Genomic DNA, 13,836 nt, shown 5'->3' with positions numbered 1-13,836 from the left:
GGGTAACAGAAGTATTAAGCCAGCTAATACGCTTTTGGCTTTGAGAGCGCTATTTATTGTTCAAGTTTGGCATCTGCGTTTAGATAGAGACCCTGCACATCAATGGTTACGACAAGCGATAAAACAAATTTTCCTTGAAAAAGAGTGAGTGAAAATATACGGGGGAATTTATAATGGGGGCTTTACGGTATATAACCAGTTTGTGTGTGGTGGGTACTCAGTAGGAATAGATAGCAAAAAGCCCGCACTAGGCGGGCTTCTTAAATTTGGCTCCTCCAGCTGGACTTGAACCAGCGACATACGGATTAACAGTCCGCCGTTCTACCGACTGAACTATGGAGGAATTGCTTTGTTCCTGAGAACGAGGCGCATATTACCCATCCTATACTCAGTTGTAAAGCATAAAAATAAAAAAAATGATTAACTGCGTGTTAAGTAAGCAATTTGATGGTTATCTACCCCAATATGTATCAAAATTCAGGAAGTTAAGATAGTCATAGATAACAGAAAGGAATAAAAAGGCGAACCATTTTTTTGCCGATAGTACTGATAAGCTATAAGTACAACGAAAGTGAAGTTATTCGTTGAACCAATAATTTGCATCAACAATGATATGAAATAAAAAAGAGAGGATAGGTATGGATAACAAAAAGCCCGCACTAGGCGGGCTTCTTAAATTTGGCTCCTCCAGCTGGACTTGAACCAGCGACATACGGATTAACAGTCCGCCGTTCTACCGACTGAACTATGGAGGAATTGCTTGTTCCTGAGAACGAGGCGAATATTAACGAGATCGACTCAGGCTGTCAACGGTAAAAACACAAAAAAAATCTAATTGCTCACTCACTGTTCATTATGGCTAACTTTTACGCTAGCTAATTGATAATGCATTAATTTTGTGTTGCTAATTTACCTTGTAATGGCGTAGAAACTTCAGGGAAAACGACATGATAAATATCATAAAATGAAATTTCCCCTTTCAAGGCAATTAAACGTGATATTTCTTGCTTAATGGCTTGGCTAACCTCTTTCGAATCAAGTATTTTACGCACTGCGTTATCTGAAACTGGCTCAGTGACAAACCACTCACCGTTATAGCAAACACGTAAATCTAATACGCCGATATCTTCAAAGTGATAAACGGGTTTAATATCAAAAAGTAAAACACTGGCTAAAACTAAAAATAAGACAGTAATACCGAGTGTCCAATAAGGGCCAAAATATGGCGCGTACCAAAGAATAATAGCAAGAGGGATATAAGCGGCGACCATACCGATACATAAGTAAGGGTGATTACCAAGGAACTGGCTATTAAAGTAAGGCTTACCATCACGTTTTTCGCGTTTATTGATGGCATCTAAATCTTCAATGAGTATTTGTTTGATAATATCCATGTGATAACTCTCTGTCAGATATCTATACTAGGAGAGTATCACGAGCAGATTCGATTGTTATATATCAGTTAAGAAAAATATTTACTGGGATTGTCATTGTGGTGGGCATTTCTTGATTGTCTTTTTATAAAACGGGGCTCTTTTTATTAAATTTTTTTTGTAAACTATCAACCAAATGCAGTGTTTTTATTAACATTATAGCCTGTAAAAGTGACGAACTCGAAAAAAATGCACAATTTTAGCGTTTGAACATATAAAATAGTTGCTATTATCTTTAAGTCATGAGTTAATGAGTATCGGCCTGTTTAGCAGTCCTATTTGATGTATGATTACTAAGTTAGTGTGTTCTAAAGAAGAAAGTTATCACAGATAGCCTTTGACCGTGACGCTTCATCTTGGTGTTTTCCTGATTAAATAGTTGACTCTGGCCCGTATATGCCAAAAAGGCAAGTTTTTTTGATGTTATATAGGAAAAGTCAAATGTCCGACAAAATGAAAGGTCAAGTTAAGTGGTTCAACGAGTCTAAAGGCTTCGGTTTCATCACTCCTGCTGATGGTAGCAAAGACGTTTTCGTCCACTTCTCTGCCATTCAGGGCGCTGGTTTCAAAACTCTGGCTGAAGGCCAGCAAGTTGAATTCACCATTGAAAACGGTGCAAAAGGCCCAGCAGCTGCTAACGTAACTGCAATCTAAGCTTATTGCTTAACTGATTTTCTAAAGCCCGTCATTTCTAATGACGGGCTTTTTCGTTTTTATTACATTTATGATTAACATCATTTCATTGGAAACTAAGTGTTATGAATATTAATGACCGTGTTTATGTAAAAACCGATGGGCAAGAGCGCCGAGAAGGTAAAATTTTACTCATTGAACCTTTCAATGAAGGCGTCATGTATTTAGTTTCATTGCCGGACTACCCAGAAGGTATTTGGTTTTTTAATGAAAAAGATGGTGATGAAGGGACTTTTGTTGTCCCAATTGAAGGGTAGAGTTTTACTTTATTTAAAATAAATTAACACTTTGTTCTTTACATCATAAATTTCCCCACCTATACTCCACCCATCTTTTACTTAGGAGATTATTACTTGGACAGTCAGAGTTGGAATAAAAACTTAATTTAACGGCAAGCCAGTAATCGTCTTTTCTTTTCGCTGCTTGCCACTAAGGCGGGCGGTGTCTGATATTTTTCTTCACACACACCCTTATATTATAAACAAAGTACTCTCTGCTATTTAGTTTAGTCAGTGTATTACTGCTATGTTGAGTGTGTATCATGTTGGTATATATTTACTCTCTATTCCCTCCAGGCAATAGCCAATAATTTTTAGGGTAATTTATTTACTCAAAATATGGCTATGTGCTTTTTATTAAGCATGTAAGTCTCATTATCCAAGCTGTTTTTGGAGGAGCTACTATGCTTTTTTCTCCTGATATTTTAAATCTGCTTTCTGCAATGTGCTTTGGCGCATTAATCGGTGCTGAACGCCAATGGCGTCAACGAATGGCTGGCCTTAGAACCAATGCTTTAGTGGCTACAGGTGCTGCGGTATTTATTTTAAGTTCGGTGACAACATCACCAGATAGCCCGGGCCGTATCGCGGCGCAAGTTGTTTCAGGAATTGGTTTTCTGGGCGCAGGCGTCATTATGCGTGAAGGTATGAATATTCGTGGCTTAAATACCGCGGCAACTCTTTGGTGCTCAGCAGGGATCGGCGTGTTGTGTGGATTAGGCCAGTACTCACTGGCCTTGATGGCCACATTGTTAATTTTATGTGCCAATATTTTACTAAGGGAAGCGGCTTCGCGGATCAATAAGCAACCACAGCAGCAAGCTCTTGATGTAGAGCAGCGCTATAAAATTCGCGTTATGTGTCATCAAACCGATGAAATCCTAGTAAGAACACTTATCTTGCAAGCCATTAATGGCTTACATATTCGTTTACGGTCTTTGAGTAGCGCGGACACTTTAAAGCCAGAACAACTGGAAGTGTGTGCTGAATTTTTAGCAACACCTGCCGAGCAGAAAGAAATCGAAGCATTGGTATGCCGAATAAGCCTTGAGCAAAGTGTCAGTGCTATCAATTGGAAAGTGGCATCAGAGCTACCCGCCTGATGTTAGAAATTAACTCACTATAGGAGCCGAAATGGACGATCACCCTCCGTCATGGAGTAGAAAATGGAGCTATCTAACGGATAATTAAAAGGTTTTTATTTTGGTTAGGTAGCGTAAAAATAGGCAATTGTTGTATTAGAGACAACGCTATGACTGAAATAAGACATCAACGCAAAAGCGTTAAAGCTGCTCCTGTTCGCCAAAAATTTATTGTTGGCGAACAGGCCAGTAAAAATATTGAGCAAGTACTTAATGAATATCAAACGAATTTATTAGGTCTGACAGAAAATGAGGCGATGGACCGCCTTGTTACTGAAGGGGAAAATGAAGTTGCTCATGAAAAAGCGCCTCCTGCTTGGAAGCAATTACTCATTTCTTTTAAAAATCCATTCATATTCGTACTCATTATATTGGCAATAGTGAGTTTTTTTACTGACTATCTTATACCTGAGCGACAAGGTGATGAGACTGATTTAACTGGTGTAATAATCATTATTACAATGGTTTTGCTGAGTGGGTTACTTCGTTTTTGGCAGGAGTACCGAACTAATAAAGCTGCTGAAGCCTTGAAATCATTAGTACGTACCACTGCTACCGTATTTCGACGTGATAATAAAACAGGTCGTTCTACTCGAAAAGAAGTGCCGATCAAATGCTTAGTACCCGGTGATATTGTTTTATTATCTGCCGGTGACATGGTTCCTGCAGATTTAAAATTGGTTGAATCGAGAGACTTATTTATAAGCCAAGCTATCTTAACCGGAGAATCTATACCGGTAGAAAAATATGACACTCTAGGTGATATTTCTGCTAAAAGTTTAGAACCTGTTTCACCAACAGAAAACGAGTTATTAGAAATATCCAATATTTGTTTGATGGGGACCAATGTAACCAGTGGAACAGCGCGTGGAATTGTTGTTGCCACAGGGGCAAACACATATTTAGGGTCATTAGCTAAATCCATTGTTGGTAGTCGGGCGCAAACGTCATTCGACCGTGGTGTTAATAGTGTAAGTTGGTTACTGATCCGTTTTATGTTAGTCATGGTACCTATCGTGCTACTGATTAATGGCTTTACAAAAGGAGATTGGTTTGAAGCTACGCTATTTTCACTAGCAGTTGCTGTTGGGTTAACGCCAGAAATGTTACCGATGATCGTTAGCTCGAATCTAGCTAAAGGCGCAATAGCAATGTCAAAGCACAAAGTTATTGTCAAAAGGTTAAATGCTATTCAAAACTTTGGTGCCATGGACGTACTTTGTACTGATAAAACAGGGACGTTAACGCAAGATAAAATTATTTTAGAACACTATTTAGACAATAATGGGCAGAAAAATAGTCAAATTTTGCAATTGGGGTGGCTCAATAGTTTCCATCAAAGCGGCACTAAAAACATGATGGATCAGGCGATAATTCGCCGAGGAAGAGGGAATAGTGAAGTTGAAAAACTAAAAGCATTTCAGAAAATTGATGAATTACCGTTTGATTTTATCAGACGTAAATTATCAGTGACGGTTAGAACCCCTTCAGGAGAGGCCTTGTTAATATGCAAGGGGGCAGCCGAAGAAATGCTGGCAGTATGTCAACATTATCAGCAGGATGGACAGTCTTATTTACTTGATGAGCAGGCGAGGGCGAAAATAACTGAGCTAGTAAGTGACTATAACAGGCAAGGTTTTCGTGTGTTGTTACTTGCGACTCGCCAGTTAAATGATGCGGAAGCTAGTTTGCCCTTATCTGCACAAGCGGAGCAACAGTTGGAGTTACAAGGTATTTTAACATTCCTTGACCCAGCAAAGGAAAGCGCTATTTCTGCAATTGCTGCACTGCGTGAAAATGGGGTTACTGTTAAAGTTCTGACGGGTGATAATGCCATTATTACCGAAAAAATTTGTCATGATGTAGGGCTAAATATTAGTGAAATCATGTCAGGTTTAGAAGTTGAAGCATTATCTGATGAAGAATTAAGTCAAAAAGTAGAGCAAGTTTCTGTTTTTTGTAAATTAACGCCATTACAAAAATCGCGTATTTTAAAAAGGTTACAAGCGAACGGTCATACTGTCGGTTTCTTGGGTGATGGGATCAATGACGCTCCTGCTTTACGAGATGCCGATGTGGGGATTTCTGTTGATACTGGAACAGATATCGCCAAGGAATCAGCAGATATTATTTTGCTAGAAAAAGATTTAATGGTGTTAGAGCAGGGGGTTATTAAAGGAAGAGAGACTTTTGGTAATATTATTAAATATTTAAATATGACTGCAAGTTCAAACTTTGGTAATGTATTTTCGGTATTAATTGCCAGTGCATTTATTCCATTCCTTCCTATGCTAGCCATTCACTTGCTCGTTCAAAATTTACTGTACGATATTTCCCAACTAGCATTACCTTGGGATAAAATGGATAAAGAGTTTTTAAAACGACCTCGTAAATGGGATGCGAAAAATATCGGGCGTTTTATGATTTGGATTGGGCCAACCTCTTCAATTTTTGATATCACAACTTTCGCCTTGATGTGGTATGTGTTCCAAGCAAATAGTGTTGCCCATGAAGCGCTTTTCCAGTCAGGTTGGTTTGTTGAGGGTTTGCTCTCGCAAACATTAGTTGTCCATATGCTAAGAACACAAAAAATTCCGTTTATTCAAAGTACAGCGGCATTACCTGTGTTATTAACAACAGGGCTAATTATGGCATTAGGTTTATATATTCCATTCTCTTCATTTGGTGAAATGATCGGGTTACAACCATTACCAATAGAGTATTTCCCATGGTTAGTATTAACATTGGTGAGCTATTGTGTTGTTGCTCAATTGATGAAGCAGTTTTATATTAAACGTTTTGGGACCTGGCTATAATAGGTTGTTAAATAAGAAAAAGGGAGGGCAAGGACTGCTCTCCCTATCTCCAACTAAATCACCTTTTTTTTTCGATTGAAAAGTATAAAGTAACAATCTCATTATTTGCTTGGTTGAGTTTATTTTCTAGTAATTCCTTAGTTTCAGATTCTGCGCAATCTTTGATTTTCTTAAAATTAATATCCGGGAAAAAAATTTCCTGAACTCTGGCATTGAGTGTACCAATTACATATTTTGTTACAGCCGCGTTATCTCCATTCGGCTGTTCTTTGTTAAGGAATAAATCATGTGTAATTACTTTTTGTATCTGTTTTTGCTGAGAAAGAAGGTGCTTAATAAATTGCTGAGATGCATTTGTATCAATCTCAGACTCAGAAATGCCACATTTTTTCGCAACACGATGAAAAATTTCTTTTTTATCGCTAGAGGTAAGAGAGACTTTTGTTTTATTTAGTTTATCCGATAATTCTTCCCTTGTTTCATCAATAGCTCTATTGATAGTGCTGCCGATTTGAATTTTCTTTTCGCTTATTTTAAATTTTTCTAATTTATCAGCCGTTTCAATTTGAGATTTTAGTTTTCTCACTATTTTACTTTCATTTAACGTAATCGTATTACCCTCAAATTTAAGTTCTATTTTTTTACTATTGATATTTAAAGCTTCTTTGATTTTATGGCTAAATTTACTACAACCTTTTGTTATAGTGATAAATGGCTTGGGTGACTTGATAACTTGGTTTAAATGCACGCTCATTATTTTTCCTTAATGTATTAAATCAATTTAATTCTATAAAGTTAAGGGGGGATAAGCTTGCAAAAAACTATGGGAAAAGTGAATGTATAGGAAGGCATGATTTTCTAGGGAGTTAAGGAAATAAAAAAGAGCCGCAATAGGGCTCTTTTTGGAAAACTGACTAATCTAAATAATTCTTTATTATAGACCTAAAGCCGTTTTCATTTGTTTCATCGCATCAATACCTTGTTGGCAAGCTTTGTCTTGCTGGTCTTTAGGTAGTGCTGCAACTTGCTTTTTACCTTCTTCCAGTTGACCTTTCATTGCATCCAACTGTGCTTTTGCTTGAGGGTTTTCTGAAGCTTTAGCAATTAAGCTATCAACTTCAGCGAAGTAAGTATTACAAGTTTCAGTTGCACCAGCAACTTCACCTTTTTTCTCTTCCTCTGAACAAGCAGTGATCGTCAGTGCCAATAAACCCATACCACAAGCTAAAATTAACTTTTTCATAATCAACCTTATTAAATTTATTTATTTATATAGCAAAACGAAGTATATAAGAGATGTTTTTAATATCAAACGTAACAAATCCTAAAATAATACTTCAACAATATAGTGGTATATGCGAAAGGTTGGATAATAATATCGGGATATTTTTTATTTTAGATTGCTATTATTCTTATAGCGATAAAATCATTGTTTATCAGTGTATTGAGTTGTTGTCATGAGACATGCATTCGAAGTAAGTACTGGGTACTAAGATAAAACATTTCAAAATTTAGCGAAGAAAATGACGTTGCTTACATATTATTGGGGTAAACATATTTTGAATTGAAAAATATGCTTACCCTAATGTTACGCATATTTACTTAACTTTATGGGGTCATATAACATTTTTATATTTATTATAATACTTTGTTATATGCGGTATCTATTGATTAAAACAAGGGTCAATTGTAACTAAATGTTTACATGTGAGTGATGAATTGGCTTTATTAAATATTTTTAGAATTAATATCTGTACATTTAAGATGCAACTATAGATACGAAAAGTGAGCTGCTTCACAAATTTACGAATAAAACCTTTGTATATGTATAAGTTTGATTTTTAAATCAAATTTTCTTTGTACGAAGATGAAATTATAAGGTAAAGTCTTTGCCTTTAGGCAGTCTGAACAGCTCATGTCGCTATTTGGTAGGTTAACAATAAGTGTACAGAGTTAACGGTATTTAGGTTAATTAGGTTGACGCTAAATCAAATTCATACCAAAATTGACTCACTGTTGAAATTCGCCAAAGAGCGAAATACAAGTTAGAATGCTTCAAATAAAGGGTATTAAATTTTCTTACACTACATTCTCAGGAGGATCATTCTCCTAAAGAGAAAGTAAGAGGGCGAGATGCGGGGTTACTCGTATCACTATGCAACATAGCAGATATTCTATTAATGCTATGGGCATGTAATGTATGTAGCTTGATTTATCTAGTTACAATTTTATATTTAGACTTACACACAGGGCTTTACCATTATGTCTGCTTCTATTGTAAAGAAACGGCCTCTGAGTCGTTACATTAAAGATTTTAAACATAGTCAAACTCATTGTGCACATTGTCACAAAACTTTGGATCGTATCTCTTTGGTTTTCAACGATGACATCTTAAATAAAGAAGCTATCGCTGATATGACTGAATTGGTCGATGAAAGTACTTGGGGGGAACTACAAGGTAAATTTACTGCACTTTGCCGCTTTTGTAGTGAGATTTATTGCAATAGTAATACTGATTATTTTGATATCATGTCATTTAAACAGTATTTATTCTTACAGACTGAGATGAGCCATAGTACTGTTCGCGAATATGTTGTTCGCTTACGCCGCTTAGATGAGTTGTTATCTTCATCTAACTTTTCTATGAAAGAATTTACTGCAAGTAAGGTTCAAGAACAGTTAAGTGAAAAAATGACAGACTCTGCATTTAGTAACTATAATATTGCCTTGCGCAAGTATGAGCAGTATTTATTCTGGGAATCAGAAAAAACTCAATAACATATTGAAAATACATAAATAATAGCTATTTTCATTGTTATAATTTAATGAATTGGTGTCCGTAGGGCACCTTTTGCGTTTTTATAGTATTAACCTATTGTTATAAAATGAATTATTATTCGAAATAATGCCCCAAAATTCATTATTCTCATTTGATAAAAAATATGGAAGGTTGAATATTCAAGGGATAAGTAAATAATGAATAGCACTATAAAGTAAAGACCTAGTCTCATGTACGGTGAAACTAGGTCTTTTGTTTTTTAGCCGATGGTCATTAAGCTTGCGTTACCGCCCGCGGCTGCGGTATTGACACTTAAGGAGCGTTCATGAACAAGGCGTTCGATAAGCAAGTTTGTTTCACCTCGTTCAAATCCTTGTACTGAAATAATTGGCCCTTTACGTTGTGCAATAGCTGCGCAAACGTCTTTTAACTGATCACTATCGCCGTGATAAATCACTCCTTCAATTGGCTCCTTCGTTTCTTGCCAGTTTTTAGTCAATGAGATTGATTTTCTCACTTTTTCAGGAAGTGATTTAAACAGTTTTTGATGGAGTTCGCTTTGTGGCCATAAGGACTGACAACCGGAGGAAAGAACCGCGGCTAACTGAATCAAACAATCTTTTTCGTTGTCACTAATACACAGAATTAAACCACGTGGGCGTAAGGTATATGTATTTCTTTCGCCTGTTGGGCCTGGCAACACTCTGGTGGTTCCAGCTTGTGTATAGCGAGTAAATAATTCAATTACCGAAGGTTCAATAATGTTATTTTGTTTTTCTACCCATTGGGCAAAGGACTCAAAAGATGACAGTAAATCTGCTCGAGCACTTGCATCCATAGGTAAATGATTATCTTGTCTTTCTAATGTATTTGAAACTGCGTTATCCGGTCGTTCACTTAATAAACGATAAAGGTATAATGGACCGCCAGCTTTAGGCCCTGTGCCTGATAAGCCTTCTCCACCAAACGGTTGAACGCCAACAACCGCTCCGACCATATTGCGGTTAACATATAAATTTCCGACTTTAGCCTTAGAGACAACTTGGTTAATTGTTTCGTCAATGCGAGTGTGTACACCTAGAGTTAACCCATAACCGGCTGCATTAATTTGGTCTACTAAGGCATCTAATTCATTACGGTTAAAGCGAACAACATGCAGAACAGGGCCAAAAATTTCTTTTTTCAGCTCGTTGACATTATCTAGTTCAATTAATGTCGGTTTAACATAAGTTCCTTCTGTTTGTTCTTGTTGATCGTCAGGGTTTTCGAAAGCGGCTTGGAATACGGCTTTCCCTTTACTGCGCATTTGCTGAATATGTTGTTCAATATTTTCTTTTGCTTCGCGGTCGATAACTGGGCCAATATCAGTAGAAAGGTGCTCAGGGTTAGCCATCCGGCATTCTTCCATTGCGCCTTTTAACATGCGGATTGTTCTATCGGCAACATCTTCTTGTACGCATAAAATACGTAATGCGGAGCAGCGTTGACCCGCACTATCAAATGCAGAAGCAACTACATCAGCAATAACTTGCTCTGTTAGCGCAGAAGAATCGACAATCATAGCATTCAAGCCCCCGGTCTCTGCAATGAGCGGAGTAGGGCGACCTTGTGCATCTAAACGCCCAGCAATATTACGTTGTAGTAGCCCTGCAACCTCAGTTGAACCTGTAAACATGACACCACGAACACGCTTATCACCAACCAACTGTGCACCGATAGTTTCCCCTTTACCGGGTAAAAACTGTAATACATCTCTCGGTATTCCCGCTTGATGAAGTATTGATACAGCAATGGCACCAATTAGCGGAGTTTGTTCAGCAGGTTTGGCGAGGACAGTATTACCTGCAGCAAGGGCTGCCGCAATTTGCCCTGAAAATATCGCCAATGGGAAGTTCCAAGGACTGATACAGACAATCGGACCTAACGGTCGATGGGTATTATTATCAAAGTCATTTTTGACTTGGGTCGCATAATAATTGAGGAAATCTACCGCCTCTCTGACTTCAGCGATTGCATTATTGTAGGTTTTACCCGCTTCACGTACTAAGACATCCAATAATGGTTGCAATTGCTGTTCCATCAGATCGGCTGCGCGTAATAAGATAGCAGCACGTTCAGAAGGGGGCGTTGCGAACCAAATGGTTCCTGCTTCATCGGCAATATTTAAGGCATGTTCCGCCTCTTGCTCAGTAGTTTCACGAACTTGCCCGACAATATCTTTATTACATGCAGGGTTAATGATTGGTGTCGATTCAGGTATTGCTTGGGATGGTTGGAAATCCCCACCGAGTAGCGGCTGGGCAATTTTTTGCTGCATTGCTGCACTGAGTAGAGCGCTAGATAAAGACGCCAAGCGATGTTCATTAGAAAGGTCAAGGCCCATAGAATTTACACGATCTTGACCATATAAATCGCGAGGTAATGGGATTTTGGGGTGCGGTAGCCCAATTTGGCCTTCTGTTTTTGATAATTCAAGGATGTCTTTTACTGGGTCTGCGACTAGCTCATCCAGTGGAATAGTTGCGTCAGCAATACGGTTGACAAATGAAGTGTTCGCGCCATTTTCCAGTAATCGGCGAACTAAATAGGCAAGTAAGGTTTCATGGGTGCCAACAGGCGCATAAATTCGGCAAGGGCGATTAAGTTTACCATCAGCAACTTTGCCTACGACTTGTTCATATAAAGGTTCACCCATACCGTGGAGGCATTGGAATTCATATTGCCCTGGGTAATAGTTTTTACCTGCAATTTGGTAGATAGCCGCAAGAGTATGTGCATTGTGTGTCGCAAATTGAGGGTAAATTAAATTTGGTACAGACAATAATTTACGAGCGCAAGCCAGATAAGAGACGTCAGTATATACCTTACGAGTATAAACAGGGTAACCCTCTAAACCGTCAATTTGAGCACGTTTAATTTCACTATCCCAATAAGCCCCTTTAACCAGACGGATCATCAAACGGCGTTGGCTACGCTCAGCTAAATTGATAATAGAGTCAATGACAAAAGGGCAACGCTTTTGGTAGGCCTGAATAACAAAGCCGATACCATTCCAGCCCGCCAATTGTGGTTCAAAACAGAGTTTTTCTAATAAATCTAAAGAAATTTCTAAACGGTCAGCTTCTTCTGCATCAATATTAATACCAATATCATATTGGTGTGCTTGTAATACTAAAGACAAGAGACGTGGGTATAATTCATCTATGACGCGTGAGTATTGGGCACGGCTATAACGCGGGTGTAGCGCCGATAATTTAATCGAAATACCCGGACCTTCATAGATACCGCGTCCATTTGATGCTTTACCAATCGCGTGGATCGCTTGCTGGTAAGATACCATATAATCTTGGGCATCTTTTTCTGTTAATGCAGCTTCTCCGAGCATATCGTAAGAGTAACGGAAGCCTTTATCTTCAAGCTTGCGTGCATTCGCTAGCGCTTGAGATATTGTTTCTCCTGTTACGAATTGCTCCCCCATTAGGCGCATTGCCATATCAACACCTTTGCGGACTAAAGGCTCACCACTTTTACTAATGATCCGATTCAAAGAGGTCGATAGTTTTGCTTCGTTGTGGGTAGAAACCAACTTACCTGTAAATAAAAGGCCCCATGTTGCTGCATTAACGAACATTGAACTACTTTGGCCTAGGTGTGATTGCCAGTTACCATTACTAATTTTATCGCGGATCAGGGCGTCACGGGTTGCTTTATCTGGAATACGAAGTAGGGCTTCTGCTAGGCACATTAATGCCACACCTTCTTGAGAGGACAGGGAAAATTCCTGTAGCAAACCTTGAACTAAGCCAGAACGACCGACACCATTTTTTTGGTTACGTAATTTTTCGGCAATCGAATAGGCTAATTTATGAGCAGCTTCGGCTTGTTCTACGTGCAGTTGTGCTTGCTGTAATAACATCGGTACTGCTTGTGTTTCAGGAACCCGATAGGCAGAAGTAATTGCGGAGCGTTTTACAGATTGTGGTAAAATGTGCTCTGCAAAATCTAAGAATGGCTGATAGCTAGAGTCAACCGTTGTGTCTTCATCTGTTGATTGGTTTTCTTTTGCGTCGACATCGGCTGATAGCTCAGGAAGAAATTGGCCATTATCGAATTGTTCTAGGTAATTATAAATAGCTTGTTTGATAAGCCAATGTGATGTGCGGTCAAGACGTTGAGCGGCATTTTTAATGCGTTCACGAGTTGCTTCATCAAGTCTCACACCCATAGTTGTTGTGCTACTCATCTTAATTCCTCTAGTTCACGAGTCGGTTAAATCGAAAAGTTACATCAGAGTATCCTAATGTTGCAACTTTGTGCAACATTGTTAATCGTGGTTTCTGAGGGAAATGTGAAACACATCTGGTTTTTATATGGTGAATATTATTTGCTCAATTTATGGTTATTTATTTTGTATGTATTTCATATGGTTATAAACTTTGGGTTGTTGTGGTATTAGTTAGTCATTCATTTGTAAATCCGACTTTAAATTTTAACATTTGTGATATGGATTCTATTTATGGAATAAAAAATAGTTAATTTCTTGTTAATTTAATAGGAGTCTGTCTAGGATGGAGTCGCTAAGAAATTAAAATTAGTGCAACGCAAACAATCACAGCCTATTTGGTGTTCATAGAGATAAATGAAAAAGTGCAATAAAGTGCAACACCATGAAGTGACAAGTTATCAAAGGCAATT

At 38.1% G+C, this 13,836-nt stretch carries 9 protein-coding genes and 2 tRNA genes; 5 read left to right on the top strand and 6 right to left on the bottom strand.

All coding sequences use genetic code 11. The features are described from left to right. Nucleotides 1–267: 267 nt before the first annotated feature. The 3 genes from ABE954_RS13995 to ABE954_RS13985 form a co-directional block, all read right to left on the bottom strand. Nucleotides 268–343 (bottom strand) — tRNA-Asn (locus ABE954_RS13995). 336 nt (nucleotides 344–679) lie between these two features. Then, nucleotides 680–755, bottom strand: a tRNA-Asn gene (locus tag ABE954_RS13990). Between the two features lie 135 nt (nucleotides 756–890). Next, nucleotides 891–1,394 carry a YlaC family protein gene (locus ABE954_RS13985; RefSeq protein ID WP_042847955.1) on the bottom strand — a complete coding sequence of 168 codons (504 nt, stop codon included), beginning with the start codon at nucleotides 1,392–1,394 and terminating at the stop codon, nucleotides 891–893. A 480-nt stretch (nucleotides 1,395–1,874) separates the two neighbouring features. On the opposite strand from ABE954_RS13985, the gene cspE reads away from it, so the two are divergent. From cspE to mgtA, 4 genes are all read left to right on the top strand, one after another. Further along, nucleotides 1,875–2,087, top strand: a complete 213-nt coding sequence (cspE, locus tag ABE954_RS13980; protein WP_008911725.1) for a transcription antiterminator/RNA stability regulator CspE — start codon at nucleotides 1,875–1,877, stop codon at nucleotides 2,085–2,087. Between the two features lie 104 nt (nucleotides 2,088–2,191). After that, nucleotides 2,192–2,383: a protein DsrB gene (dsrB, locus tag ABE954_RS13975; protein WP_129466685.1), complete on the top strand. Its 192-nt coding sequence runs from the start codon at nucleotides 2,192–2,194 to the stop codon at nucleotides 2,381–2,383. Nucleotides 2,384–2,808: 425 nt separating this feature from the next. Then, complete coding sequence (locus ABE954_RS13970) at nucleotides 2,809–3,507, top strand: MgtC family protein (protein ID WP_042847948.1); 699 nt, start codon at nucleotides 2,809–2,811, stop codon at nucleotides 3,505–3,507. Nucleotides 3,508–3,656: 149 nt separating this feature from the next. Continuing rightward, nucleotides 3,657–6,362, top strand: coding sequence for a magnesium-translocating P-type ATPase (gene mgtA / locus ABE954_RS13965; protein WP_230232986.1), 2,706 nt, complete (start codon nucleotides 3,657–3,659; stop codon nucleotides 6,360–6,362). Between the two features lie 58 nt (nucleotides 6,363–6,420). On the opposite strand, the gene ABE954_RS13960 is transcribed toward mgtA, so the two are convergent. Continuing rightward, complete coding sequence (locus ABE954_RS13960; RefSeq protein ID WP_129466683.1) at nucleotides 6,421–7,116, bottom strand: hypothetical protein; 696 nt, start codon at nucleotides 7,114–7,116, stop codon at nucleotides 6,421–6,423. Between the two features lie 180 nt (nucleotides 7,117–7,296). After that, entirely contained in the window at nucleotides 7,297–7,605 is a 309-nt protein-coding gene (locus ABE954_RS13955) for a DUF5339 domain-containing protein (protein ID WP_042847942.1), read from the bottom strand. 1,019 nt (nucleotides 7,606–8,624) lie between these two features. On the opposite strand from ABE954_RS13955, the gene fliZ reads away from it, so the two are divergent. Continuing rightward, nucleotides 8,625–9,140, top strand: coding sequence for a flagella biosynthesis regulatory protein FliZ (gene fliZ, locus ABE954_RS13950; protein ID WP_042847941.1), 516 nt, complete (start codon nucleotides 8,625–8,627; stop codon nucleotides 9,138–9,140). 260 nt (nucleotides 9,141–9,400) lie between these two features. On the opposite strand, the gene putA is transcribed toward fliZ, so the two are convergent. Next, nucleotides 9,401–13,384 carry a trifunctional transcriptional regulator/proline dehydrogenase/L-glutamate gamma-semialdehyde dehydrogenase gene (gene putA, locus ABE954_RS13945; RefSeq protein WP_166686752.1) on the bottom strand — a complete coding sequence of 1,328 codons (3,984 nt, stop codon included), beginning with the start codon at nucleotides 13,382–13,384 and terminating at the stop codon, nucleotides 9,401–9,403. Nucleotides 13,385–13,836 lie beyond the last annotated feature (452 nt).

This window comes from Providencia sp. TYF-12, from assembly GCF_041344805.1.
GTDB classification, from domain to species: domain Bacteria; phylum Pseudomonadota; class Gammaproteobacteria; order Enterobacterales; family Enterobacteriaceae; genus Providencia; species Providencia huashanensis.
Note: the sequence above shows the minus strand (reverse complement) of the source record. Positions and strands in the feature narration are given on the sequence as shown.